The 26,299-nt window shown below is 68.4% G+C and carries 20 protein-coding genes; 9 read left to right on the top strand and 11 right to left on the bottom strand.

Annotated features, from left to right (window positions below; translation table 11 throughout):
• Positions 1–483 precede the first annotated feature (483 nt).
• The 4 genes from PHA8399_RS06685 to PHA8399_RS06670 form a co-directional block, all read right to left on the bottom strand.
• On the bottom strand, positions 484–1,821 hold the full coding sequence (locus PHA8399_RS06685; protein WP_058285505.1) for a S41 family peptidase: 1,338 nt from the start codon (positions 1,819–1,821) through the stop codon (positions 484–486).
• Between the two features lie 7 nt (positions 1,822–1,828).
• A complete protein-coding gene (locus tag PHA8399_RS06680; protein WP_058285393.1) occupies positions 1,829–2,962 on the bottom strand; it encodes a murein hydrolase activator EnvC family protein in 1,134 nt (377 codons plus the stop codon).
• On the bottom strand, positions 2,959–4,476 hold the full coding sequence (gpmI, locus tag PHA8399_RS06675) for a 2,3-bisphosphoglycerate-independent phosphoglycerate mutase (protein ID WP_058285392.1): 1,518 nt from the start codon (positions 4,474–4,476) through the stop codon (positions 2,959–2,961). Before gpmI ends, PHA8399_RS06680 begins: the two co-directional genes overlap by 4 nt.
• Positions 4,477–4,623: 147 nt before the next feature.
• Complete coding sequence (locus PHA8399_RS06670; RefSeq protein ID WP_058285504.1) at positions 4,624–7,551, bottom strand: error-prone DNA polymerase; 2,928 nt, start codon at positions 7,549–7,551, stop codon at positions 4,624–4,626.
• A 230-nt stretch (positions 7,552–7,781) separates the two neighbouring features.
• Between PHA8399_RS06670 and PHA8399_RS06665 the strand changes: the two genes are divergently transcribed.
• Positions 7,782–8,246 carry a DUF1203 domain-containing protein gene (locus tag PHA8399_RS06665; RefSeq protein ID WP_058285391.1) on the top strand — a complete coding sequence of 155 codons (465 nt, stop codon included), beginning with the start codon at positions 7,782–7,784 and terminating at the stop codon, positions 8,244–8,246.
• Between the two features lie 169 nt (positions 8,247–8,415).
• On the opposite strand, the gene PHA8399_RS06660 is transcribed toward PHA8399_RS06665, so the two are convergent.
• Positions 8,416–9,348, bottom strand: coding sequence for an ABC transporter ATP-binding protein (locus PHA8399_RS06660; RefSeq protein WP_058285390.1), 933 nt, complete (start codon positions 9,346–9,348; stop codon positions 8,416–8,418).
• Positions 9,349–9,419: 71 nt separating this feature from the next.
• Here PHA8399_RS06660 and PHA8399_RS06655 point away from each other — a divergent pair, with 71 nt between their 5' ends.
• Positions 9,420–9,602, top strand: a complete 183-nt coding sequence (locus PHA8399_RS06655; RefSeq protein ID WP_058285389.1) for a zinc-finger domain-containing protein — start codon at positions 9,420–9,422, stop codon at positions 9,600–9,602.
• Positions 9,603–9,733: 131 nt separating this feature from the next.
• Positions 9,734–10,219, top strand: a complete 486-nt coding sequence (locus PHA8399_RS06650) for a flavodoxin family protein (protein WP_058285388.1) — start codon at positions 9,734–9,736, stop codon at positions 10,217–10,219.
• Between the two features lie 43 nt (positions 10,220–10,262).
• Here the strand turns inward: PHA8399_RS06650 and PHA8399_RS06645 are convergent, their stop codons facing one another.
• Positions 10,263–10,970: an SDR family NAD(P)-dependent oxidoreductase gene (locus tag PHA8399_RS06645; protein ID WP_058285387.1), complete on the bottom strand. Its 708-nt coding sequence runs from the start codon at positions 10,968–10,970 to the stop codon at positions 10,263–10,265.
• A gap of 205 nt (positions 10,971–11,175) precedes the next feature.
• On the opposite strand from PHA8399_RS06645, the gene polA reads away from it, so the two are divergent.
• A complete protein-coding gene (gene polA, locus PHA8399_RS06640) occupies positions 11,176–13,986 on the top strand; it encodes a DNA polymerase I (RefSeq protein WP_058285386.1) in 2,811 nt (936 codons plus the stop codon).
• Positions 13,987–14,080: 94 nt separating this feature from the next.
• Positions 14,081–14,344, top strand: a complete 264-nt coding sequence (locus PHA8399_RS06635) for a hypothetical protein (RefSeq protein ID WP_058285385.1) — start codon at positions 14,081–14,083, stop codon at positions 14,342–14,344.
• A gap of 109 nt (positions 14,345–14,453) precedes the next feature.
• On the opposite strand, the gene PHA8399_RS06630 is transcribed toward PHA8399_RS06635, so the two are convergent.
• The 3 genes from PHA8399_RS06630 to PHA8399_RS06620 all read right to left on the bottom strand — a co-directional run bounded on the left by PHA8399_RS06630 (position 14,454) and on the right by PHA8399_RS06620 (position 16,327).
• Complete coding sequence (locus PHA8399_RS06630) at positions 14,454–14,690, bottom strand: DUF2798 domain-containing protein (RefSeq protein ID WP_058285384.1); 237 nt, start codon at positions 14,688–14,690, stop codon at positions 14,454–14,456.
• Positions 14,691–14,779: 89 nt separating this feature from the next.
• Positions 14,780–15,532: a hydroxypyruvate isomerase family protein gene (locus tag PHA8399_RS06625; protein WP_058285383.1), complete on the bottom strand. Its 753-nt coding sequence runs from the start codon at positions 15,530–15,532 to the stop codon at positions 14,780–14,782.
• Positions 15,533–15,742: 210 nt separating this feature from the next.
• Positions 15,743–16,327 (bottom strand): DUF1285 domain-containing protein, encoded by a 585-nt coding sequence (locus PHA8399_RS06620; RefSeq protein ID WP_058285382.1) that lies wholly within the window; start codon positions 16,325–16,327, stop codon positions 15,743–15,745.
• A gap of 64 nt (positions 16,328–16,391) precedes the next feature.
• On the opposite strand from PHA8399_RS06620, the gene PHA8399_RS06615 reads away from it, so the two are divergent.
• From PHA8399_RS06615 to PHA8399_RS06600, 4 genes are read left to right on the top strand one after another with little or no spacing between them, the layout of a single operon-like run.
• Positions 16,392–17,399 carry an AAA family ATPase gene (locus PHA8399_RS06615; RefSeq protein ID WP_058285381.1) on the top strand — a complete coding sequence of 336 codons (1,008 nt, stop codon included), beginning with the start codon at positions 16,392–16,394 and terminating at the stop codon, positions 17,397–17,399.
• Positions 17,396–18,289 carry a DUF58 domain-containing protein gene (locus PHA8399_RS06610; RefSeq protein WP_058285380.1) on the top strand — a complete coding sequence of 298 codons (894 nt, stop codon included), beginning with the start codon at positions 17,396–17,398 and terminating at the stop codon, positions 18,287–18,289. The genes PHA8399_RS06615 and PHA8399_RS06610 overlap by 4 nt, the downstream gene beginning before the upstream one ends.
• Positions 18,286–21,081 (top strand): DUF4159 domain-containing protein, encoded by a 2,796-nt coding sequence (locus PHA8399_RS06605; RefSeq protein ID WP_058285379.1) that lies wholly within the window; start codon positions 18,286–18,288, stop codon positions 21,079–21,081. Before PHA8399_RS06610 ends, PHA8399_RS06605 begins: the two co-directional genes overlap by 4 nt.
• A 10-nt stretch (positions 21,082–21,091) precedes the next feature.
• Complete coding sequence (locus tag PHA8399_RS06600; protein WP_058285378.1) at positions 21,092–23,134, top strand: hypothetical protein; 2,043 nt, start codon at positions 21,092–21,094, stop codon at positions 23,132–23,134.
• Positions 23,135–23,283: 149 nt separating this feature from the next.
• Here the strand turns inward: PHA8399_RS06600 and PHA8399_RS06595 are convergent, their stop codons facing one another.
• Both PHA8399_RS06595 and pbpC read right to left on the bottom strand, forming a co-directional pair.
• The gene (locus tag PHA8399_RS06595) at positions 23,284–24,132 is read right to left on the bottom strand and encodes a 2-keto-4-pentenoate hydratase (RefSeq protein WP_058285377.1); all 849 of its coding nucleotides are present in this window, start codon (positions 24,130–24,132) and stop codon (positions 23,284–23,286) included.
• A 25-nt stretch (positions 24,133–24,157) separates the two neighbouring features.
• A complete protein-coding gene (gene pbpC / locus PHA8399_RS06590; RefSeq protein WP_058285376.1) occupies positions 24,158–26,179 on the bottom strand; it encodes a penicillin-binding protein 1C in 2,022 nt (673 codons plus the stop codon).
• Positions 26,180–26,299: the final 120 nt, after the last annotated feature.

The raw sequence follows: 26,299 nt of genomic DNA, 5'->3' as shown, positions 1-26,299 counted from the left end.
TTGCTTTCGGGCTCCCGTTACCGACAGAGGGCTGCGCCTGCCTGGGCGGGCGCAAATGCGCCTGCCGGGGGGCAGGCAGGCGCAGCCCGGCGGTGCTGCGCACCTTCATCCGGGCAAGGTGTTGCGTCCCCGCCGCACGCCCCCTTCACCTGATCCTCACCCCGCCATGCCATCCTGCCAGGCGATCGAGATCACCCGCCATGGCCCCGCGCAAGGGCCATGATACGAGGCGCAGGCATCTGTGCGGCTGCCTGCGCAACACCCGGAGACCGGCCCTGATAAAAAGGGGGTCGTCCAAGCGAGCTTGTCCGAGCAGGCCCCCCGTGGGGTCTGTCCACCTCCACCCGGCGGCGCCGCCCCCTTCATCGGGACACCGCGCTTAAACGGCACAGCAATCAAGCCCCGCCAGACCCGGCGGCCATGCAGACAGAAAAAAGGCCGCCCAACCGGACGGCCCCTTTGTGCTGCGGTGTTGCGGCGGGTTTACTTCGGCCCCAGCGCCACCATCCCCTTCAGGATGTCGATGGCATAGGCCAGCTGGTAATCCTCCTCGCGCAGCTCGGCGGCTTTCTCGGCCTTCTCGCGCTCTTCCTCGATCTGGCGAATCTCATCCTCGCTCAGGGAGTCATTGCTCAGGCGGCCGCGCAGGTCGGCTTCCGAACGGGAGCGGCGGGCGGCAGCAGCGTCCTCCTCCTCCTCCGTCGCGGCCACCCGGCGGGGCTGCTCCACCACGATATCGGGCGACACGCCCAGCGCCTGGATCGACCGGCCCGACGGCGTGTAATAGCGCGCGGTGGTCAGGCGCATGGCGCCGTCGCCCTTCAGCGGCATCACCGTCTGCACCGACCCTTTGCCAAACGACTTGGTGCCCACGACAATCGCCCGGCGGTGGTCCTGCAGCGCGCCCGCCACGATTTCCGACGCCGAGGCAGAGCCGCCGTTGATCAGCACCACAATCGGCTTGCCGTCGGCCAGATCGCCCGGGGTGGCATTGAACCGCTCGCCATCCTCCGGGTCGCGGCCGCGGGTCGAGACGATCTCACCCGACTCCAGAAAGCTGTCGGCCACCTGGATCGCCTGGTTCAGCAGGCCGCCCGGGTTGTTGCGCAGGTCCAGAACGATGCCGTTGACCTGATCCAGGCCGCCGGCTTCCTCGATCTGCTCCTTCAGGCCCGCTTCCAGGTTCGGCGTGGTCTGGTCGTTGAAGGTGGTGATCCGCATTACCACGGTATCGCCTTCGATACGGCTGCGCACCGCGGTCAGCGTGATCGTGTCGCGGATGATCGAGACGTCGAACGGCTCATCCTCGCCCTCGCGCACCACGGTGATCACGATCTCCGAGCCGACCGGCCCGCGCATCATGGTAACCGCCTCGTCCAGCGACAGGCCCAGCACGCTTTCGCCGTCCACATGGGTGATGAAATCGCCGGCTTCCATGCCGGCCTCATCCGCCGGGGTGCCGTCGATGGGGGAGACGACTTTGACAAAGCCCTCTTCCTGGGTGACCTCGATGCCCAGCCCGCCGAACTCGCCGCGGGTCTGCACCCGCATGCTGGCCGCGTCATCCGGCGACAGGTAGCTGGAATGCGGATCCAGCGAGGTCAGCATTCCGCCGATCGCCGCCTCGATCAGCTCCTTCTCGTCGACTTCCTCGACGTATTGCGCGCGGATGCGCTCGAAGATGTCGCCGAACAGGTCCAGCTGCTCATAGACATTGGCCTCGCGCGTGCCTTCCTGCGCCAGCAAGGGGCCTGCAACATATGTCGTGGCGACAATCCCTGCCAGCGTGCCGCCCAGGGCGGCCATCGCAAATTTTTTCATCAAGCCTTCATCCACCTTTTCCAGTGCGGAACCATGTTTCCGGATCCACCGGGCTGTTGTCCATTCTCACTTCTATATAGAGCGTTTCTGTCCGGTCAGTTCCACCCCCTTCACCGCTTGTTGACAGAATTGCGTCCGGCCCGGGGTTTTCGCCGCTCATCAGGCCGACGGGGGTGCCCTCGGGGATCACCTGCCCCGCCTCGCCGAACACCTCGGCCAGCCCGGACAGCACAAACAGGGTCTCCGGCTGCGGCTCCAGAATCACCACGTTGCCCAGATCCAGAAGCGGCCCGCGGTACCGGATGGTGGCGGCGGCGGGCGCGGTCACCAGCGCCCGCGGGCGGGCGGCGATCAGCAGGCCCGGGCGGGCAATCCCCGCCGCATCGCGCTCGCCATAGCCGCGCAGCACCAGCCCTTCGACCGGCAGCGGCAGGGTGCCGCGCAGATCGCTGATATCGGCGCTGGATTCGGCGATTTCGCCATCCGCGATTTCGGCCAGCCCGTCGGCAAACCCCGACAGTGTCTCGGTCGAGGAGATCAGGATCGCGGTGCGCACCGGATCGGCGGTGAAGCGCTTGGGCAGCGTGGTGCGGTCGGCAATCGCGGTCGACAGCTGCACCCGCGCGGACTGCACGCCCGCCAGCCCCTCTTCCAGCGTCCTGGCCGCGTTCTGCTGCAGCAGCCGCAAGCTCTGCACCTCGTCCAGATCCGTCTTCAGCGACTGCGCCTTGGCGTGCAGCGCCGGCGTCACCTCGGCCAGCATCATGGCGGAGCGCGCCGCGCCCAAAGGCCCGGAGGGATGCACCATCAGGACCGGCGGCGGCGAGGTCTCAATCGTCTGGATGATCCCCAAAAGCCCCGAGACCTCTTCCTGCCGCGCCGCCAGCTGGGCGCTCAGCTGCGCCTCGCGCCGCGCCACCCGGCGCAAGCCGTCGCGCATCGCCGCCAGCCCGGCCTCATAGGCCTGCACGGCCGAGGTCAGCGCCTTCACCCGGTCGCGGGAACTGGCGGCTTCCTGCAACTGCACCGAGGCAGCCTCCAGCTCTGCCGCCGCCTCGCGCGCTGCGGACGCCGGGTTGGCAGCCGCCGGCAGGGGCGCCGCCAGCAGCCCCAGCAGCAACAGGCCCGCCCGCCGGATCATGACAGCAGGCTCTCCCCGGTCATTTCGGCCGGCTTCTCCAGCCCCATCAGCTCCAGCAGGGTCGGCGCCAGATCGGCCAGCCGCCCGTCGCGCAACTGCGCGCCCTCCGGCCCGCCGACCAGCACCGCCGGCACCAGGTTCAGCGTATGGGCGGTATGGGCGCCGCCGGTCACCGGGTCCACCATCACCTCGCAATTGCCGTGGTCGGCGGTGACGATCATCGCGCCGCCCGCCTTCTCCAGCGCCTGAACCACCAGGGCCAGCCCCTGGTCCACCGCCTCGCAGGCACGGATCGCCGCCTTCAGATCACCAGTGTGGCCGACCATGTCGGGATTGGCATAGTTGGTGACAATCAGGTCATAGCCCGCCTCGATCGCCTCGACGAATTTCGCCGTCACCTCCGGCGCGCTCATCTCCGGCTGCAAATCATAGGTCGCCACATTCGGCGACTTCGGCATAAAGCGGTCCTCGCCCACCTCCGGCTCTTCCTTGCCGCCGTTCAGGAAGAAGGTGACATGCGGGTATTTCTCGGTCTCCGCCAGGCGGAACTGGCGCTTGCCCTGTTTGGCCACCCATTCGCCCAGCGTGTTGACGATGGCCGCCTTGGGATAGCAGGTGGTCATGTAGTCATTATGGGCATCGGAATATTCCACCATGCCCATCAGCGCCGCCAGCTTGGGCCGCACGCCGGGGTCGAACTCCGCAAAGCCCGGCTCGCCGATGGCGCGCAGGATCTCCCGCGCCCGGTCGGCGCGGAAGTTCAGGCAGAAAAACCCGTCGCCGTCCTTCACCCCCGAATAGCCCTGCAGCACGGTGGCCGCGATGAATTCATCGGTCTCGGACTGGTTATAGGCATGGTCCACCGCGCCATGGGCGTTCAGCCCCGGGCGCCCCTTGGCATGGATCATCGCGTCATAGGCTTCGCTCACGCGGCCCCAGCGGTTGTCGCGGTCCATCGCAAAATAACGCCCTGTGACGGTGGCGATCCGCGCGCCTTCGGGCAGCTTTTCTTCCAGTTCGCGGAAATAGCCGAACGCCGATTTCGGCGCCACGTCGCGGCCGTCGGTGATGGCATGCAGCCAGACCGGCACGCCGGCACTGGTGATCGCCTTCACCGCCGCCAGGATGTGGCTGATATGCCCATGCACGCCGCCGTCCGAGACCAGCCCCATCAGATGCGCCGCACCGCCGGTCTCCTTCAGCTTGGCGGTAAACGCCTGCAGCGCCTCGTTTTCAAAGAAGCTGCCATCCTCGATCGCCAGGTCGATCTGGCCCAGGTCCATCGCCACCACCCGGCCCGCGCCGATGTTGGTGTGGCCGACCTCGGAGTTGCCCATCTGCCCGGTCGGCAAGCCCACATCCGGCCCGTGGGTGATCAGCATTGCGTTCGGCCCCTTGGCCATGATGGCGTCAAACGCGGGGGTGTCCGCCAGATAAGGCGCGTTGGCCTTGCCCGGCTCCGCACTGCCCCAGCCATCGAGAATGCACAGGACAACGGGTTTGGGTGCGCTCATGGGTCAGACTCCGGGGCAAGGAAAGGTTCGCAAGCCTTCTAACGCCTCGCCGCGCCGGGGTGAACCGCCATTCCTGCCGCAGTTGGCGTTATCAGCCGCAGGATCAGGCGCAAACCCGCCCTGCGCCTTTCATCTTTCCCCAAATACTCAAATCCCCGGTCCGCCCTCCGCCCCGCCGCCGGTGTCCTGCGGCGTCAGCAGATGCCGGATCAGCGCCACCGGATGCGCCCGCAGGGAAAGCCGCATGGCGACGTAATCCTCCACCACCTCCTCGCCCAGCCCCATCTGCGGCAAGCTGGCCTCCGGCTCATGAATCGCCTCGCCGTCCAGTTCGCGGGCAAACAGCGGCAGCGGCTTGCGGGCCGAGATCGCCTTGGCTGCCCATAAGGCTTCCCGCCGGTTCATCCCCAGCGCGGCAAAGGCATCCGCCTCCGCCAGCCGCTCGATCACCGGCGGCGCCAGCCCCGCCTTGCGCCAGACGTCCTCCACCTCCGTGTAGCCGTTGCCGCGCGCCGCGGTCAGCCAGGCGGCGTCCTCATCCCGCAGGCCCTTCACCTGCCGGAACCCCAGCCGCAGCGCCAGCCCGCCGTGGCCGTCAGGCTCCATCACGTTGTCCCAGTAGGAGCTGTTGATACAGACCGGGCGCACCTCCACCCCGTGCGCGCGGGCATCGCGCACGATCTGGGCGGGCGCGTAAAACCCCATCGGCTGGGCGTTCAAGAGCGCGCAGGCGAAGATCCCCGGATGGTGGCATTTGATCCAGGCCGAGGCATAGACCAGGAGCGCAAAAGACGCCGCATGGCTTTCGGGAAACCCGTAGGAGCCAAAGCCCTCGATCTGGGAAAAGCAGCGTTCCGAGAACGCCTCATCATAGCCGTTCTTTGCCATGCCGCGCAGGAACAGGCTGCGGAACTCGCTGACGTTGCCGTGTTTCTTGAAGGTCGCCAAGGACCGCCGCAGCCGGTCGGCCTGTTCCGGCGTGAAACCGGCGCCGACGATGGCGATCTGCATCGCCTGCTCCTGAAACAGCGGCACGCCCAGCGTCTTGCCCAAGACCTCGCCCAGCGCATCGGACGGGAAATGCACCGGCTCCTCGCCGTTCCTGCGGCGGATATAGGGGTGCACCATGTCGCCCTGGATCGGCCCGGGGCGGACGATGGCGACCTCGATCACCAGGTCATAGAAACAGCGCGGCCGCATCCGGGGCAGAAAGTTCATCTGCGCCCGGCTTTCGACCTGGAACACCCCGATGCTGTCGGCCCGGCACAGCATATTGTAGACCGCTGGGTCCTCCGGCGGCAGGGTGGCGAGGCTGTAGTCCAGCTGGTGGTGCTGGCGCATCAGATCAAACGCCTTGCGGATGCAGGTGAGCATACCCAGCGACAGCACATCGACCTTGAGGATGCCCAGCGTGTCGATGTCGTCCTTGTCCCAGCAGATGACCGTGCGGCCCTCCATGGTGGCGTTCTCGATCGGGACCAGCTCATCCAGCCTTCCTTCAGTGATGATGAAGCCGCCCACATGCTGGCTCAGGTGGCGCGGGAAGCCGATGATCTCCTCCACCAGCTGCATCGTCAGCTGCAGGCGGCGGCTGTTCGGGTCGAGCCCGATCTCGCGCATCCGCTCGGCCTCCACGCCCTTGGTGCTGAAAAACCCCCACAGCTGCGAGGAAAGCGCCGAGATGGTGTCTTCGGTCAGGCCCATGGCGCGGCCCACCTCGCGGATGGCGCGCTTGCCGCGGTAGTGGATCACCGTGGCGCACAGCCCTGCGCGCTCCCGCCCATAACGCTCATAGATCCACTGGATCACCTCCTCGCGCCGCTCATGCTCGAAGTCGACGTCGATGTCGGGCGGCTCGTCGCGGGCCTCGGACACGAAGCGTTCGAACACCATGGTGCCCAGTTCCGGGCTGACCGAGGTGACGCCCAGGCAGTAGCAGACCACCGAGTTCGCCGCCGAACCCCGGCCTTGGCAGAGGATGCCGCGGGAGCGGGCAAAGGCGACGATGTCGCGCACGGTGAGGAAATAGGGGTCGTATTTCAGCTTGGCGATCAGGGCCAGCTCATGCTCCAGCAGGCTGCGCACCTTGTCCGGCGCGCCGCCCGGGTAGCGCCATTGCAGGCCCTCTTCGGCCAGCCGCCGCAGCCGCTGCGGCGGGGTTTCGCTGCCGCGCCCCTCGTCCGGGTAGTCATAGCGCAGCTCATCCAGCGAGAAGGTCAGCCGGTCCGCCAGCCGGGCGGCATTGTCCACCGCCGCCTCATAGCCCCGGAACAGGCGGCGCATTTCACCTTCGGACCGCAGCCGCTGCTCGCCATTGGCCATGGCGGCGCGGCCCAGCTCCTCCACCTTGCAGCGCAGGCGGATGGCACTCAGCACGTCGCCCAGGCGGCGGCGGCGGCCGTGGTGCATCCTGGGCGCGGCACTGGCGAGAAGCGGCAGATCGAGGCGGCTGGCGAGATCTGCGAGCTGCGCAAACCGCGCCCGGTCGCCGCCGTCATAGGCGGGCGTCATCAGCAGGTGCATCCGCCCGCCAAAGCGGCGCGTCAGCGCGTCCGTATGCGGCCCCCATCCGCCCGCGCCGCCCCGCAGGTGTTGCGCCTGCGGCAGCAGGAGCAGGTGCAGGCCGTCCGCAAATTCCAGAAGGTCGGCAAGGTGCAGGGTGCAGCTGCCCTTCTCGGCCCTCAGCCGCCCGGTGGAGATCAGCCGCGTCAGGCTGCCCCAGCCGGTGCGGGTCTGCGGCAGCGCGATCACCTCCGGCGCGTCGGTGAAGACCAGCCGCGCCGCCGGGATCAGCCGCACGGTGTCATAGACCGGGAAAGACGGTGGCTGCGGGATGCCCGCGGGGCGCGGCGGGCCGATGGGGGGGTTGCGGCGGTCCCAGGCCTGCCGCTCGCGCACCCTCCGGGCGATGCTGCGGCACTCCGCATGGGCGCGCACGATGCCCGCCACCGAGTTTTCGTCGGCAATGGCGAGGGCCGCGATGCCCAGCTCCAGCGCGCGGGCCGCATACTCCTCGGGGTGGGAGGCCCCGGTGAGGAAGGTGAAGTTGGACAGGCAGGCGAATTCGGCAAACATGGCCCGCATGATATTCCCGTTTTGTTCTTATGTGGAGTCGCACCGGACGCACCTGCCGCGACGTGCCCCGCGCCGCGCGCCAGCGCGGCGCCCGGCCCAACCGCCGCAGGGCATTTCCAATGCCCGCCCGGCGGGCGGGAGCGCCCCGGCGGCCTGCGGGATGCGCAGGATCCGGGTCGATTGCCGCGCGGCGGATGCGGCAGGATCCCGGCAGCAAAAGGAGACAGACCATGCCCAGAATCACTGCCCTGCCCACAAAGATTGCCCGTGCCCTGCAGGAAGGCGGGCCAGACGCACATGGCCAGATGCCGGAGCGCACGGTATCGGACGGCGGCGCCACCCCCTGCCGCCATTGCCTGAAATACATCCCCGAAGGCGCAGAAATGCTGATTCTGGCCCACCGGCCGTTTCCAGAGGCGCAGCCCTATGCCGAGACCGGGCCGATCTTTCTGTGTGCCGATCCTTGCGCGCGGCATGAGGGCGAGCAGGTGCCGGAGGTTCTGGAGGGCTCCCCCGATTACCTGATCAAGGGCTACAGCGCGGATCACCGGATCGTCTATGGCACCGGCAGTGTCATCCCGCAGGCGGAGATGATGGGGCGGGCCAAGAAAATTTTCGCGGATGAGCGGGTCGCCTACATCCACATCCGGTCATCGCGCAACAACTGCTATCAGGCGCGGATCGACCGGGGGTGAGGAGGAGTTGGTGTGCAGAACTCCACGTTGGCCTCAGGACTCTGAGGGCAGCGCCCGTCCCGGCGGGGTGGAAGCGAAGCGCCCGCGTCGTGCTGGAAGCGCGCCTCCGGCATGACGGGGGGCGGGACGGGCGCTGCCCGGCCTATCGGCCAGGCGGTGCAAATGGAAATTATGACACCGACTTCGTCAGCGACAGGAACACATCCTCTAGGTCCGCCTCTTCGGTTTTCACATCGCGGATGCTGATCCCGGCGGCGCGGACCGCGGACAGCACGTCCTCGGCGCTGGTCGCCTGGCTGCGGTAGCGCAGCACCACGGCACCGTCTTCGCGCAGGCTGGCCTCTATCCCCTCGCCCTGCGGCAGCGCCGCGGCGGGCTCTGCCGGCTGCACCACCATGGTCTTGGCATCCAGCCGGCCCAGCAGGCTGGCCTTGCTGTCGCGCGCCACCACCTCGCCCTGGTTGATGATGGCGATCTCGTCGCACATCTCCTCCGCCTCCTCCAGATAGTGGGTGGTGAGGATGATGGTCATGCCTTGCGCGTTCAGTTTGCGGATGTTCTCCCACAGCATCTGGCGCAGCTCGATGTCGACGCCCGCCGTCGGCTCATCCAGCACCAGCACGCTCGGGCGGTGGACCAGCGCCTTGCCCAGCAAGAGCCGCCGCCGCATGCCGCCGGACAGCGTGCGGGCATAGGCCTCCGCCTTGTCCTCCAGCCCCACCATGCGCAGGATCTCGTCGCTGTGGCGCTCGTGCTTGGGCACGCCGTAAAGCCCTGCCTGCACCTCCAGCGCGCCGCGCGGGGTGAAGAACGGGTCCAGGTTCAGCTCCTGCGGCATCACCCCGATGGCGGCGCGGCTCTGGCGCGGGTTTTCGTCCTGGTCAAAGCCCCAGATCGTCACCTTGCCGGAAGTCTTGCGCACCAGCCCCGCCAGGATGTTGATCAGCGTCGACTTGCCCGCACCATTGGGCCCCAAGAGGCCAAAGACGGAGCCGCGCGGCACCGTCAGATCGACCCCCTTCAGCGCGTGTTTCTCGGGCTGGCCTTTATAGCCGCCATAGATTTTGCGCAAAGCTTTGAGTTGGATTGCATCTGCGCTCATCGCCGCTCTTGCCCCCGGTATTTGCTTGGCTCATAAATGCGCCTAGCCGAAAACCGAAAGGACTGCCAGCCATGAGCATCGAAGCGCCGGAAACCAAGATCGTGGACAGCCGCAAGGTGGCCTGTGACGGCAGCGAAGGCGCGCTGGGGCATCCGCGGGTGTATCTGCTGATCCCCGAGGACGAGAATTTCGTGGAATGCCCCTATTGCGACTGCAAATACGTCTACCGGGACACGGCCAAGGCGGCGGAGTGACCCGGGCAGCGTGACACCGTTCAGGCGGAGGCCGGGTCCCGGAAAATTCGAATTTTCCGGCCAAATTTCTTTGAAGAAATTTGCAGGCGCCCGGTAAGCTGCCGCGGGAGCGGAACAGGCGGGCGGCAGCGATGGCACAGCTCTTGATCGTTTACCACACACGCACCGGTGGCAGCCGCCAGATGGCGGAGGCTGCGGCAGCGGCGGCGCGGGAGGAGATCGGGACCGTCCTGAAACGGGCCGAAGACGCCGGGCCGGAGGATCTGCTGGCCGCAAGCGGCTATATCTTCTGCGCGCCGGAGAACCTGGCGGCGCTGTCCGGCCCGATGAAGGACTTCTTCGACCGCTGCTATTACCCGGTGCTGGGAGAGATCGAGGGGCGGCCCTATGCGCAGATGGTCTGCGCCGGATCGGACGGGGAAAACGCCGCCCGCCAGACCGCCCGCATTGCCACCGGATGGCGCTTGAAAGAGGTGCAGGCGCCGCTGATTATTTGCACCCATGCGCAGACGCCGGAGGCCATTTTGGCAGAAAAGGTGATCCCCGAGGATCAGCTGGAGGCCTGCAGCGACCTGGGGCTGGCCTTGGGGGCGGGCCTCAGCATGGGGGTGTTCTAGGCCCCTGCCCCGCGGCGCCCCCCGGCAGCAGGCTGTGCTGCGCTTACAGCTCGACCCGCACCTCGTGCATCCACAGTTTCGGCGGGCGCGACAGCATGAAAACCACCACATCGGCCAGATCCTCCGGCTCTGTGAAGATGTGGTTGGGGACGTCTTCGCCTGCCTTGGCGAACATGCCGGTGTTGGTGCCGCTTTGATACAGGCCCGCGACGCGCACGCCGGTCTCCGCCTCATCCAGCTTTAGCACATCGGTAAAGCCGCGCACGCCGTATTTGGTGGCGGTGTAGACCGACTGCCCCGCCTGGGCGGCCACCCCGGATTTGGAGGCGACGTTCAGAATCGCGGCCTCATCACGGGTGCGCAGGGCGGGCAGCAGGTGGCGGGTCAGTTGCATCAGGCCGGTCAGGTTGGTCTGCACTGTGGCCATCAGCATGTCCTCCGGAATGCTGTCGAGCGGCCCCGCCTTGTGCCAGATGCCCGCATTGTTGATCAGGATATCGACGCTGCCGAAGTCCCGCAGGATGTCTGCCGCGGCAGCCGCAATCGCCGCCGGATCGGTCATGTCCGCCCCGTAGCTGCGCGCCTCAGGGGCGCCGAGGCTGCGGGCCTCCCCTGCCGCCTGGTCCAGCCGCGCCTGGTTGCGGCCCAGAATGGCCAGCTTGCAGCCCTCGGCCGCCAGTTTCAGGCAGATGTGCTTGCCGATGCCATCGCTGCCGCCCGTGACAATGACCGTTTTTCCGTTGAGCTGCATGGGGTTCGATCCTGCTGTGCAATGAAGGGAGGCCGCAGGTCTATCACAGGCGGGCCGCGGCTGGAACATGGGCGGCGCGAGACGGCGCCGGACCGCCGCTGCCGGTTCCCGCCGCCGGCGGCAAACGGCAATTGCCCTTCCCCGCAGGATCACCGATAACCGGGAAACAGAACACGAACGGATTTCCAACGGGAGCGCGGCGCACATGAGCGGGACAACATTCGGCAAGGGCTGCCATCTGCATCTGATCGACGGCTCGGCCTTCATCTTCCGCGCCTATCACGCGCTGCCGCCCTTGACTCGCAAATCCGACGGGCTGCCGATCGGGGCCGTCGCCGGCTTTTGCAACATGCTGTTCAAGCAGGTGGAGGACAACAAGGGCCCGGATGCGCCGACCCATGTGGCGGTGATCTTTGACCATTCCGGCATGTCCTTCCGCAACGAGATGTATGATCAGTACAAGGCCAACCGCCCGCCCGCGCCGGAGGATCTGGTGCCGCAGTTCCCCCTGACCCGCGAGGCGACCAAGGCCTTCAACATCGCCTGCAAGGAAGTCGAAGGTTTCGAGGCCGATGACATCATCGCCACGCTGGCCTGCCAGGCGCGCGAGGCCGGCGGGCGGGTGACGATCATCTCGTCGGACAAGGACCTGATGCAGCTGGTTGGCGGCGGCGTCGAGATGCTGGATGCGATGAAGAACAAACGCATCGACAGCGACGGCGTGGTGGAGAAATTCGGCGTCGGCCCCGACCGGGTGGTGGATGTGCAGGCGCTGGCAGGCGACAGCGTTGACAACGTGCCCGGCGCGCCGGGGATCGGGATCAAGACCGCCGCGCTGCTGATCAACGAGTTCGGCTCGCTTGAGGAATTGCTGGACCGGGCCGAGGAGATCAAGCAGCCCAAGCGCCGCCAGACGCTGATCGAGATGCGGGATCAGATCGAGCTGTCGAAGAAGCTGGTGCAACTGGACTGCGATATGGAGCTGGACTTCACCCTGGATGATCTGGAGGTGATGGAGCCGGACGCGGACACTCTGATGACCTTCCTGACCGAGATGGAGTTCCGCACCCTGTCCAAGCGCATGGCCGACCGGCTGGGCGTTGCGGCGCCGGCAATCCCGGAGGCGCCCGCCGCAGCGCCGGTTTCCGCGGCGGCAGAGGCGCCGGAAGCGGTGCCCTTTGACAAGGACAAATACGAATGCGTCCGCGACGCTGCCGCCCTGCAGGTCTGGGTGGACCGCATCCGCGAGCGCGGCTGGGTGGCGGTGGACACCGAGACCACGGGTCTGGATGAGATGGTCGTCGATCTGGTCGGCATCTCGCTGTGCGTGGAGGCGGGCGAGGCCTGCTATATCCCCTTGGCGCATAAGGCCGGGGGCGATGACCTGTTCGGCGGCGAAGGCCTGTCGGAGGGGCAGATGCCGCTGGAAGAAGCGGTCGCGATGCTGAAAGACGTTCTGGAGGATCCGGCGATCCTGAAGATCGGCCAGAACATGAAATACGACGCCAAGATCCTGCACCGCTACGGGGTGGATGTGGCGCCGATCGACGACACCATGCTGATGTCCTATGCGCTGCACGCGGGCCTGCACGGGCATGGCATGGATGCGCTGTCGGAGCGCTATCTGGATCACACGCCGATCCCGATCAAGCCGCTGCTGGGGACCGGCAAATCGGCGATCACCTTTGACCGGGTGCCGATTGAGGACGCGGTGCCTTATGCCGCCGAGGACGCCGACATCACGTTGCGGCTGTGGCAGGCCTTCAAGCCGCAGCTGCATCAGGAGCGGGTGACGACGGTCTATGAAACGCTGGAGCGGCCGCTGGTGCCGGTTCTGGCGGAGATGGAGCGCAACGGCATCAAGGTGGACCGCGATACGCTTTCCCGCATGTCCAATGCCTTTGCCCAGAAGATGGCCGGTCTGGAAGCGGAGATCCATGAACTCGCGGGCGAGACCTTCAACGTCGGCTCGCCTGCGCAGCTGGGCGAGATCCTGTTCGACAAGATGGGGCTGGAAGGCGGCAAGCGCGGCAAGAACGGCAAGTACTCCACCGGCGCCGATATCCTGGAGGATCTGGCGACCGAACATGACCTGCCCCGGCGGGTCTTGGACTGGCGGCAGCTCAGCAAGCTGAAGTCGACCTACACGGATGCGCTGCAGGACCATATCAATCCGGACACCGGGCGGGTGCATACATCCTATGCCCAGACCGGGGCGAGCACCGGGCGCATGGCCTCGACCGATCCGAACCTGCAGAATATCCCCGTCCGCACCGAAGAGGGGCGGCGCATCCGCGAGGCGTTTGTGGCGGAAGAGGGCAATGTGCTGCTGTCGCTCGACTACAGCCAGATCGAACTGCGCATCCTGGCCCATATGGCCGGGATCGAGACGCTGCAGCAGGCCTTTGCCGAGGGTCAGGACATTCACGCCCTGACCGCCTCAGAGATGTTCGGGGTGCCGCTGGAGGAGATGACGCCGGAGATCCGCCGTCAGGCGAAGGCGATCAACTTCGGTGTGATCTACGGCATTTCCGGCTTTGGCCTGGCGCGCAACCTGCGCATTCCGCGCAAAGACGCCCAAGGCTTCATCGACCGCTATTTCGAGCGCTTCCCCGGCATCCGCAAGTATATGGATTCGACGGTGGAATTCGCCAAGGAGCATGGCTATGTGCAGACCCTGTTCGGGCGCAAGATCCACACCGCGGAGATCAACGCCAAGGGGCCGAAGGCGGGCTTTGCCAAGCGCGCGGCGATCAACGCGCCGATCCAGGGCACCGCAGCGGATGTGATCCGCCGGGCGATGATCCGGATGCCGGAGGCGATTGCCCATCTGCCCGCGCGGATGCTGCTGCAGGTGCATGACGAACTTTTGTTCGAAGTGCCGGAGGCGGCCGTGGAGGAGACCATCGCCGCCGCCCGCGAGGTGATGGAGAATGCCGCCGATCCGGCGGTGCATCTGGACGTGAAACTGGTGGTGGATGCCGGCCGCGGCCGGAACTGGGCCGAGGCGCATTGACACAGCGCAGCCGGGCTGGAATGCCTGTGCCCGGGGCCGCCGCCGCACGCGGCTGAGGCCCCGGGATTGAGACCGGATATTTCAGGACGGACCATTGAAAACACTGTTTTTTATCAGCGCGCTCGCTGCGGCGGGCGGCTGCGCGCATCACATCCGCCCCGCGGTTACGGAGTATAATGGCGACAGCGTGACCATCGCCACGCCGCAGCATCACCCGCGGCATTGGGCGCTGAAAGCGGCGGCGCAGGAGGCGGACCGGATCTGCCGCAAGGGGCATGGGAAGCAGGCCGAACATGCCTCCGCGCGCAAGGATTCAGCGGCCAGAACGAATTACGACCTGTTTCTCTGCCTGAACTGACAGCGGCACCGGGCGCATCTGCGCCGCGCCAGCGGCGCGCGGCCCAACGGCTGCTGCTGCATCTGCGATGCAGCGGGCAGCGGGCGGGAGGGAGCCGCCGCTGCGGCGCTCAGCCCGGCAGCGGCTGTTTGACCAATTTCGCCACCAGCCGGCGCACCAGCGGCGCGGCGGTAAAGGCGACGGCAAAGGCAATGGGCCAGCTGAGCGACCAGGCCTGCATCCAAGCCGCGGTCAATCCGGCGGTGAACCCCAGCGCCTTCCAGGTCGCGACGCAGGTCACGATGCAGGACATCAGCCCCGACAGGATCAGGCTGAACAATACAGGTGCAAAACGGGCGGGCAGCATCGGCGGCCTCCTTGGTCGACTCACCCCTGCCTTATGACGCCCGCCGCATCACATTTCAATTCACGAATGTGTTCCCGCCCTGCGGCGGCTCAGCGCATCCAGCCCAGGCTGTCTTCGGTGCGCCGGGTGGAGGGGGTGTATTCGGCGCTGACCCAGCCGTCGTAGCCGCTGGCGTCGATGGCCGCGAACAGCCTTTGGAAGTCCACCGGCCCGGTGCCCGGCTCGCAGCGGCCCGGCGCGGCGCCGATCTGCACATGCACCGCGCGGCTGCCGAAGGTCTCCCACACCTTGGCCGCGTCGCCGTGGATCAGCTGGGCGTGGTAGGCGTCATACTGCAAGCCGACATTGGGCCGGTCCACCGCGTCCAGCACCTCTACCGCCAGGCTGTAGTCATCGAGGAAATAGCCAGGCTGGTCGCCGCTGTTCAAAGGCTCGATGGTGAACTGCTGTTCCGGCGCCCGGTCGGCGGCCCATTGCAGGTTTTCGACAAAGGTCTGCTGCGCCGCGGCGCCCTTGGCATAGCCCGCCATCACGTGGATCTTGCCCGCCTTCAGCGCCTCGGCGTAGCGCAGCACCCGGCGGATGTCGCGCTGGAAGCGGTCGATGCCCTCCGGCACTGCTGCATAGCCGGGCATGCCGCCGGTGTAATTCGGCGGCGGCGCGTTGATCAGCAACAGCTGCAGCCCGTTGGCCAGCAGCGCGCGCTGGGTTTCCTTGGCGGCCAGCTCATAGGGATAGAGGATCTCTACCGCCTCGAACCCGGCGGCGGCGGCGGCCTGGAACCGGTCGAGATAGGGCAGCTCGGCAAACAGCATCGAAATGTTGGCCGCGAAGCGGGGCATAGGATTCTCCTTGTTGACTGTTGGTCTAGCGCCGCAGGGCGGGCCAGCCAAGGCGTCAAAAGAGCAGAATTTTCATGTTAAACTTTCGTTAACCGCGGGTTGGCCGGTTTCCGCCGCCTGTCTGCCAGGCTTCAGCTGCCAGCGGCAGACCGCAGCGGGCAGCGCCCGGCCTTTCGGGTGGAAGGCAGGCTGGCAAAGTGCCGGGGGTTGTCAGCTTTCGTCCAGCTCGGCAGACGGAATCAGCGGGAAGAATTCCCCGCCGGACCAGACGCCGAACCAGTCATCGTGGTGTTCGCCCAGCTCCGCCAGCCGGTAGAAGCTCTTGCGGTCGATCAGCGCCTCAAGGCCTGCGCGGATCATCACATAAGGCGCAGGTTCGCCGCTATCGCCATTGCGCGCCACCCGGACCGGATGCTCCGGCCCCGCCGCCGCGGTGTCGCCGATATTGGTGGTGAAGGTGATCACCTGCGCGCGCCCCTGCCCGGCCGCATCGAAATCCACCGCCACAAAGGGCGCGTCCTCGACGGTGATACCGACCTTTTCGACAGGCGTTACAAGGTAGTACTTGCCGTCCTCCAGTTTGAGGATGGAGGCAAACAGCTTGACCAGTTCGAACCGGGTGAACGGGGTGCCGAGGTAATGCCAGCTGCCGTCGCGGGCGATGCGGATGTCCAGATCGCCGCAGAACGGCGGGTTCCACAGGTGGACAGGCGGCAATCCCCTGCCCTTGCCGGCCGCTTTTGCCGCCGCGGCAAGGCCTTCGGCATCGGGTGTCACAGGTTTTTGTCCGCTCATTGCTTTTGCCATTTCCTGTCAGCACGATAGAGTAACAGCATACATCCGGGAAACGAGGAATGTCATGCCTGAAACGGACGATCTGCTGGCCGGTATCGAAGCGCTGGAAGCCAAGCTGCAAGAGGCGCGCGCGTCGATCACCAGGCGCTTTATCGGACAGGAGCGGGTGGTGGACCTCACGCTCTCGGTGCTGCTCTGCGGCGGCCACGGGCTGCTGATCGGTTTGCCCGGCCTCGGCAAGACCCGGCTGGTGGAGACGCTGAGCACGGTGATGGGGCTGGATGGCAACCGGATCCAGTTCACGCCCGATCTGATGCCCGCCGACATTCTGGGCTCCGAGGTGCTGGACACCGCCGCCGACGGGCACCGTTCGTTCCGGTTTGTGCCGGGGCCGGTGTTCTGCCAGCTTTTGATGGCGGATGAGATCAACCGCGCCAGCCCGCGCACCCAGTCGGCGCTGCTGCAGGCGATGCAGGAGCGGATGGTGACGGTGGCGGGCGAGGACCGTTCGCTGGGGGCGCCGTTCCATGTGCTGGCGACCCAGAACCCGATCGAGCAGGAAGGCACCTATCCGCTGCCGGAGGCGCAGCTGGACCGGTTCCTGTTGCAGATCGACGTGAATTACCCGGACCGCGCGACCGAGCGGGATATTCTGCTGGCCACCACCGGGGCCGAGGAAGAGCAGGCCTATCAGGTGTTTACCGCCGCAGAGCTGATCGCGGCGCAGGCCCTGCTGCGGCGGATGCCGGTGGGCGAGTCGGTGGTGGAGATGATCCTGGATCTGGTGCGCGCCTTCCGCCCCGAAGAACCCGGCGTCTCTGACCACGTGGCGCAGACCGTCGCCTGGGGGCCGGGGCCGCGGGCGGCGCAGGCCTTGATGCTGGCGGTGCGGGCGCGGGCGCTGTTGCAGGGGCGGCTGGCGCCCAACGCAGAGGACGTGCTGGACATGGCGAAACCGGTGCTGAGCCACCGGATGCAGCTGAACTTTGCCGCGCGGGCGCGCGGGGAGAGCCTGGCGGCGCTGATTGAGGAAACCGCGAGCGAACTGGCCCGGACCGGGGCCGCCGCGTGACCAGGCCTGCAGCCTCTGATGCTGCAACCGGATTGCGGCACCGGGCGGAGGCAGAGGCCAGCGCCCTGCCGCCCTTGCTGGTGCAGGCGCGGCATTTGGCGGGCTCTGTCCTGATGGGCGAGCATGGCCGCCGCAGGGCCGGCACGGGGGATGATTTCTGGCAGTACCGCCCGGCGCAGGCCGGTGACAGCCGCCGGATGATCGACCACCGCCGCTCTGCCATGGGCGACGTGCAATATGTGCGCGAGCGGGAATGGCATATCGCGCAGACCGTGCATCTGTGGGTGGATACCGGCGCCTCGATGCGGTTTGCCTCCTCCCCCAAACTGCCGCAGAAGGTGGATCAGGCCCGGCTGCTGGGCCTCGCCGCAGCGGTGCTGATGGTGCAGGGCGGCGAGCGGGTGGGCCTGACCGGCGGCGGCCTGCCGCCCCGGCGCGGCAACGTGCAGATCCTGCGGCTGGCCGAGGCGCTGTCGGCGGATGAGGCGGAGGATTACGCCCCGCCCGGCCACCGCGCCCTGATCCCGCACGCGCGGGCGCTGTTCATCTCGGATTTTCTGGGACCGTTTGAGCCGGTGGAGCAGGCGCTGTCCAAAGCCGCCGCGCGCGGCGTCCGTGGCGTGCTGCTGCAGGTGCTGGACCCGGCGGAGGAAGCCTTTCCCTTCACCGGCCGCACCCTGTTTCAAAGCATCGCAGGCGGTGTCACACATGAAACACTGAAGGCCTCTGCCCTGCAGGAGCGCTATCTGGACCGGCTGGCGGAACGGCGGGACGCGCTGGAGCGGCTGTGCCGCGCGGCCGGCTGGCGGTTCGGTCAGCATCACACCGGCGACCCGGCGCAGGCGGCGCTGATGTGGCTTTACCACGCACTGGAGCGGACCGCGCCATGACCATGATTGCAGGCATCGGCTTTACCGCGCCCTGGCTTTTGCTGGGGCTGCTGGCCCTGCCGGTGCTGTGGCTCTTGCTGCGGGCGATCCCGCCCGCGCCCAAGCGCCAGCCGTTTCCGGCGGTGACGCTGCTTTTGGGGCTGAAGGACGACGAAAGCCTGTCGGACCGCACGCCGTGGTGGCTGCTGCTGCTGCGGCTTTTGGCAGTGGCGGCGGCGATCATCGGCTTGGCGGGGCCGGTGCTGAACCCCGCAACCGAGGAGGCGGGCGGCAGCGGGCCGCTCTTGATCGTGATGGACGCCAGCTGGGGCGGCGCGGCGGGCTGGGAACAGGCCAGCGCGCAGGCCGAAGTGCAGCTGGAGGAAGCGGGCCGCGCCGGACGCCCGGTGGCGGTCTTGCGCCTGAGCGCGCCGGAGGCGTTGCAGTTCCGCGCCGCCAGCGACTGGCAGCGGCAGCTGGCCGGGCTGGCGCCGCTGCCCTGGCAGCCGGGGCCGGAGCAGCTGGAACAGGCTTTGGCGGCGATTACCGGCGCGGAGGGCGGTTTTGACAGCCTCTGGTTCAGCGACGGGCTGGAATACCCGGGCCGCGAAGGGCTGATCGAAGCGCTGAGCCGCCGCGGCGGGATCGAGGTGTTCGAACAGCCCGCGCCGGTTCTGGGGCTGCTGCCCGCCAGCTATACCGGCGGCGCCATCGAACTGACGGCGCTGCGCAGCCATGCCGGTCCCGCGCAGGAGGTTGCGGTGGTGGCGCAGGGCAAGGATCCTGGCGGCACCGAACGCAGCCTGGCGTCGCTCTCCCTGCGGTTTGCCGATGGCGCCCGCGCGGCCTCGGCTGAGCTGTCGCTGCCGGCGGAGCTGAGGGCGCGGCTGTCGCGGTTTGAAATCCGCGGCGAGGCATCGGCGGGCGCAGTGGCGCTGACCGATGACAGCTTGCGGCGGCGCGAGGTGGCGCTGGTGTCCTCCGAAAGCGCCGATGAAGGATTGGCGCTCTTGTCGCCGCTGCACTACCTGCGCCAGGCGCTGGCGCCCTCGGCGGAACTGCTGGAGGGCGCGCTGCGGGATCTGCTGCCCGCCAACCCGGATGTGATCGTGCTGGCCGACGTGGCGCGGCTGGCGCCCGCGCAGGAAGAGGCGGTGATCGAATGGGTGGAAAACGGCGGCCTTCTGCTGCGCTTTGCCGGGCCGCGGCTGGCGGCCAGCGACACCGCGCGCAGCGGCGAGGAACCCCTGATGCCGGTGCGCCTGCGCATTGGCGGGCGCAGCATCGGCGGCGCGATGAGCTGGGGCGAGCCGAAGACGCTGGCGCCCTTTGCCGAAGGCTCGCCCTTTTACGGGCTGGAGGTGCCGCAGGAGGTGGCGATCAGCTCGCAAGTGGTGGCGCAGCCCGATCCGCAGCTGGCGGACCGCGTCATCGCGGAACTGGCCGACGGCACGCCCTTGGTGACCCGCAAGACGCTGGGACAGGGCCAGGTGGTATTGTTTCACGTGACGGCGAATGCGGAGTGGAGCAGCCTGCCGCTGTCGGGCCTGTTCGTGTCGATGCTGGAGCGGCTGGCGGTGTCTTCCTCTGCCGCCGCGCCCAAGGCCGAAGACCTGGAAGGCACCACCTGGACGCCGGTGGAGGTGCTGGACGGCTTTGGCCGGCTGGAGGCGGCAGAGACGCTGCCGGGGGTCAAGGGGCCGGATCTGGTGGCCGCGCCCGCGGGGCCGGAGCTGCGGCCCGGGGTCTATGACGGCGGGCGGCGGATGCTGGCGCGCAATGTGCTGCGCCCGGAGGATGAGCTGCTGGCGGCGCGCTGGCCTGCCTCGGTGGAGGTCAGCGGCTATGACGCGCCGCAGGAGATGCCGCTGGGCGGGGCCTTGCTGACGGGGGCGCTGATGCTGCTGGCGCTGGATGTGCTGGGCACGCTTCTGGTGTCCGGCCTCTTGGGCCGGGCCCGCACTGCCGCGCTGGCGGCGGCGCTGGGGCTGGCGGCGCTGGTTCCAGCGCAAGAGGCGCGCGCGCAGGAGGGTCCGCCGCAGCAGCAGGCACAGGCGGATTTCCGGGCGGCGGAGCTGGCCTCGGAACTGGTGCTGGCGCATGTGCTGACCGGCGACGCGGAGGTCGACCGGATTGCCGAGGCGGGCCTGCGCGGGCTGTCGGACACGCTGTTCTTCCGCACCTCGGTGGAGCCGGCCAACCCGGCAGGCGTCGATCTGGAGCAGGATGAGCTGGCGTTTTTCCCGCTGCTGTACTGGCCGGTCACGCGGGATCAGCCGCTGCCCTCCTCCGAGGCTTACGGCAAGCTGAACACATATCTGCGGGCGGGCGGGATGATCCTGTTTGACACCCGCGACGCCGATCTCGCCTCTGCCGGCGCCACCAGCCCGGCGGCGCGGCGGCTGCAGCAGATTGCGCTGCCCTTGGACATTCCGCCGCTGGAGGTGGTGCCGGAGGACCATGTGCTGACGCGGGCCTTCTACCTGCTGCAGGACTTCCCCGGCCGCCATGCCCGCGGCCCGGTCTGGGTCGAGGCGGCGCCGCCGGATGCGGAGCAGGCCGAGGGCATCCCCTTCCGCAACCTCAATGACGGGGTGACGCCGGTGGTGATCGGCGGCAACGACTGGGCGGCGGCCTGGGCGGTGGATGAAAACGGGCGGCCCTTGCTGCCGGTCGGGCGCGGCTATGCCGGCGAGCGGCAGCGGGAACTGGCGTTCCGGTTCGGCGTCAACCTGGTGATGCATGTGCTGACCGGCAATTACAAATCCGACCAAGTGCATGTGCCGGCCTTGCTGGACCGGCTGGGGCAATGAGGGTGGCGGCATGACACAGACGATCCTGTTCGACCCGCTGGTGCCCTGGCCCGTGATCTGGGCCGCGGGGGCTGTGACCCTGGCGGCGCTGCTGCTGGGGCTGTGGAAGGGCCTGTCCGGCTGGGCCTTGCGGGCGCTGGCGGCGCTGGTCTTGCTGGCCGCCCTGTCAGGTCCGGTGCATCAGAGCGAGGACCGCGCGCCCCTGGATGACATCGTAATCGTGGCCGAGGACCAGACCGCCAGCCAGCAGCTGCGCGACCGGCCGGAGCAGATGGAGCGCGCCCGCAGCCAGCTGAGGGCAGCGCTGGACAACCGGCCCGGCACCGATGTGCGCTGGGTCACCGTGCCGGACGGCGAGGGCGACGAGGGCACAAGGCTGATGGCCGCCATTGCCCAGGCGCTGGCGGATGAGCCGCGGGCGCGGGTGGCAGGGATCATCGCCCTCAGCGACGGGCAGGTGCATGACACCGATCAGGCGGTCAACCTGCCCGCGCCAATGCACCTGCTGCTGAGCGGGCGCGAGGACGACTGGGACCGCCGCCTGATTGTCCGCAACGCCCCCGGCTTTGCCATCATCGGCGAGCCGGTGACGCTGACGCTCAGGATCGAGGATCAGGGCGCGGCGCCGGTTGAGGGCGGCTTTGCCGATCTCGACATCTCGGTCGGGGGCGATGCGCCGCAGCGATTCACCCTGCCCGTCGGGGTGGATTTCGAGCTGCCGATGGTGCTGCAGCACGGCGGGCGCAACGTGATCCAGTTCAGCGTGCCGGAAGAGCCGGGCGAGCTGACCGCGCGCAACAATCAGGCGCTGGTGCAGATCAACGGGGTGCGCGACCGGCTGCGGGTTCTGCTGGTGTCGGGCGAGCCGCATGCGGGCGGGCGCACCTGGCGCAACCTTTTGAAGTCCGACAGCGCGGTGGACCTGGTGCATTTCACCATCCTGCGCCCGCCGGAGAAGCAGGACGGCGTGCCGGTGGAGGAACTGTCGCTGATCGCCTTCCCCACCCGCGAGCTGTTCCTGGAGAAGATCGAGGATTTCGACCTGATCATCTTTGACCGCTACAAGCGGCGCGGCATCCTGCCGGCGGTGTACCTCGACAATGTGGCAAATTACGCGATGGGCGGCGGCGCGGTGCTGGTGGCGGCGGGGCCGGATTTCGCCAGTGCCGACAGTATCTACCGCTCGCCCCTGTCGCTGATCCTGCCCGCCGAACCCTCGGCGCGGGTGCTGGAGGAGGCCTTCCGCCCCGCGGTGACGGATCTCGGCAAGCAGCATCCCGTGACTTCCGGTTTGGAGGGGGCGGAGGACTGGGGCCGCTGGCTGCGCCAGATCGAGCTGCGCGCACCGGAGGGCCATGTGCTGATGAGCGGCGCGGGCGAACGGCCCCTGCTGGTGCTGAACCGGGTGGGCGAGGGCCGGGTGGCGCTGTTGGCGTCGGATCATGCCTGGCTGTGGAGCCGCGGATATGAGGGCGGCGGGCCGCAGCTGGAGCTGCTGCGGCGGCTGGCGCATTGGATGATGAAGGAGCCGGAGCTGGAGGAAGAGGCGCTGTGGGCCGAGGTGACGGGGCAGCGGATGCGCATCCTGCGCCGCACGCTGGCGGAGCAGGCGGGGCCGGTGACGGTGACCGCGCCGGATGGCTCGGCGGTGGACCTTGAGCTGCGTCCGAGCGCGCCGGGGCAGTGGGAAACCCGCTATGAGGGGCCGGAGCCGGGGTTGTACCGGCTGCAGGAGGGCGAGGAGAGCGCGGTTGTGGGGCTTGGGCCTGCCGCGCCGAAGGAGTTTGAGGAAACCATTGCCACAGGTTCTGTGCTGGCGCCGGTGCTGGAACCGTTGCGCGGCGGTGTTCTGCGGCTGGAGGATGGAATGCCCGCCCTGCGCAGCGTGCGGGCCGGGCGGCCGGCCTCGGGGCGCGGCTGGATCGGCCTGACCCCGCGGGAGGCCTATGAGACGCTGTCGGTTTCCCAAGGCCCTCTGCTGCCCGGCTGGCTGGCGCTGTTGATGGCGTCTTTCTTCATCGTTGCAGGCTGGCTGCGCGAGGGGCGGCGCTAGGCGGCTCTCGCAACCGGGGGTCTCCCGCCTGCCGCAGGTTTTCTGACGAAAACCCGCGAGAGTTGGGCCAAGCGCCGCGCCGAAGGCGCGGCGCGGGTCGCTTCGGGCACAGCCCGAAGCGACACACCTCATAACCAGCGGCCTGCCGGTTAGTCCTTGAATGTCACCTGCACCACCGGGTCGCCCGGCAGCCCCTCATAGATGACACTGACGCCCCCCTTGCCCGCCTGCGGCGGGAACAGCGGGCCGAAGGAGCCGACGGAAATCAGGTCGCCCGCTTTGAACTCGACGCCCTTGGAACGCAGCCACAGGGCGGCGTTGACCGGGTTGCCCAGCACCGCGCGGCCCGGCGCCTGCACCAGCACACCGCCCGCTGCGTCGCGCATCGTGACGGACATCTCTTCCAGCATCCGGGCCATTTCTGCCGGGTCCTCCACCGGCACCGGGGCGCCGAGGACGCCGAGGCGGGTGCCGACGCCCATGGCGGTGATCGTCTCAGCCGTGAACGGCTGACCCTTGGCAAGCGTCAGGTCGGGCAGTTCGATGAAGGGGCGGATGGCGGAGGTATGGGCCAGGGCCTCCTCAGGCGTTGCAGCGCTGTTGATCCCTGCGTCCGCGACCACCAGAACCAGGTCGGCCTCCACCATCGGGATCGCGCCCCAGGGCTCGTCCAGCGCGGCGCCGTCCTCCAGCATCATGTTTTGGAACAGCAGGCCCCGCACCGGCTCGGTTGCGCTGAAACGCTCCTGCGCGGGTTTGCTGGTGAGGCCCGCCTTGTAGCCGATCACCGGCCCCATATGCGGCTCCAGCGCGGCCGCGAGTTTGGCTTGGGAACACAGCGCATCCTCCATGCTGCCGCCGGGCGACAGCGCCTGGGCCGGGGTCTTGGCCAGATAGCTGTCCATGAAGGCGGCGACTTCAGCGTCTGTGGCGCAGGCGGCCAGGGCGGCGGGGGCCGTGAGGGTGATTATGCAGGCGGCAAGGAGGGGTTTCAGCATGGAAAGGCCTCGATCAAGACGGGGGTCAGTCGATCCGCAGGTTAACCCGGTCGGAGCGCCCCGCGCCATCGACAATCACCAGGGATGAAAAGCCGGGGCCGGGGCTGGGCAGGGAGAACTCGCGGCGGCGCTGGCCGGACAGCACCGGCTGGCCGTTTGCCAGCACCAGGAAGGGCACAGTGCCGCCGCGGAGTTTGAGCGTGAGCTCCGCGCCCTCCAGCGCCAGCCGGGCGCCGTCGGGCGGGAAGATCAGTTCCGGCGCGTCTGCCGGTTCAGAGAAGGCCGCGTCGCGGGGGCGGAAGCGCTGCAGCGGCTGGGGCAGCTCGGCGGAGCTGACGATCAGCGTGGCGGGCGGCGGCGGCGGCGGCGGGTCGAGCGCGGGTTTCAGCCTGCCGAAGGCCTCGAACAGCACCGGGGCGGCCAGATCGCCGCCGAAGATGCCCGGCACCGGGGTGCCGTCGGCCCGGCCCATCCAGACGCCGACCGCGTGGCGCCCGTCCCAGCCGATCGCCCAGGCGTCGCGGTGGCCGTAAGACGTGCCGGTCTTATAGGCGATGCTGCCTGCGCGCGCGCCGGCAGGAACCGGCAGGCCGCGCAGGATGTCGGCAACCTGCCAGGCGGCCTCGGGCGAGACCAGGCGGCCTGCAGGCTGGGGGGCGTCGCCCTGCATCACGCGCAGGCGCGGCCCCTGCCCGCCTGCGGCCAGCCCGGCATAGAGCTGCACCATATCCTGCAGGCTGATGCCGAGGCCGCCGAGCGACAGGGCCAGGCCCGGCGCGCCGCCGGGCAGTTCCGGGCTGGCGCCGCTTGCCCTCAGCGAGGCCAGCACCCGCGCCGGTCCCAGTTCCTGCGTCAGCTTCACCACGGGGATGTTGAGAGACAGCTGCAGCGCCTCGCGCAGGCGGATGTCGCCGCGGAATTCGCCGTCGAAATTCTGCGGCGCGTAGCCTGCGAAATTCACAGGCCCGTCGTGGATCAGGGTTTCCGGGTGCGCCAGGCCCTGGTCGAAGGCGAGGCCGTAGATCAGCGGCTTCAGGGTCGAGCCGGGGGAACGGATGGCCTGGGTCATGTCGACAAAGCCGCGCCGTTGCGCATCCGAATAGCCCGGGGAGCCGGCCAGCGCCAGCACCTCGCCGGTCTGGTGGTCGGCGGCGATAAGGGCGGCGGAGAGCCGGTTCCCGCCCGTGCGCACGGCCTCTGCCAGCAGCGTCTCCATCCGCGCTTGCACCGCGCCGTCGACGGTCAGGCGCAGCTGGCGCTGGCCGGGGTGCTGTGCCGCCATGCGGTCGGCAAGGTGCGGGGCAAGGCGCGGGAAGGCGGCCATGCGGTGCGGAAGCGGGGTGCGGCGGGCGGCCTCGGCCTGTTCGCCGCTCAGGAGGCCCTCGCGCTGCATCCGCGCCAAGACCCGGTCGCGGGCAGCGCTGGCGGCCTCGGGGAAGCGGTCGGGGCGGCGGCGTTCGGGGGATTGCGGCAGGGCAACCAGCAAAGCGGCCTCCGCCGGGGTGAGGCGTTTCGGCTCCTTGCCGAACCAGCTGTAGGTCGCCGCGCGGATCCCCTCTGCCGCGCCGCCATAGGGGGCGTGGGTCAGGTAGAGGGTGAGGATTTCGTCCTTGCTGAGGCGGCGTTCCAGCGCCAGCGCCACCCGCATCTGGCGCAGCTTGCCGGACCAGCGGCCAGTGGTGCCGTCCTCCAAGAGGCGCGCGACCTGCATGGTGAGGGTGGAGCCGCCAGAGACTGTCCTGCCGTTCCACAGCGCCTGCCCTGCGGCGCGCAGGAGGGCGATGGGGTCGACGCCCGCGTGGGAGCGGAAGCGCTTGTCCTCGTAGCGCAGAAGCATGGCGATAAAGCGCGGGTCGACGCCGGCGGGCTGCACGGCGAGGCGCCAGAGGCCGGTGCCGACGGGGTAGGCGCGCAAGAGCTTGCCGTTGCGGTCGAGGACCTCGGTCGAGGTTTCAGTGAGGGTGAGGGGGAGGTTTGTGTTGCCGATCCAAGTGTCGAAGCTGCGATACGCAGAGAACGTCACCGCAACCAGCAGCGCCAAGGCCAAAGCGCTCCGCCTCCACCTCCTGCCTGGCCGATAGGCCGGGCATCGCCCGTCCGCCCCCGTCACGCCAGAGGCGTGCTTGCAGCACGACGGCGGGCGATTCTCGCCCCCCCGCGGACGGGC

Source organism: Leisingera aquaemixtae (genome assembly GCF_001458395.1).
Lineage (GTDB): Bacteria > Pseudomonadota > Alphaproteobacteria > Rhodobacterales > Rhodobacteraceae > Leisingera > Leisingera aquaemixtae.
Note: the sequence above shows the minus strand (reverse complement) of the source record. Positions and strands in the feature narration are given on the sequence as shown.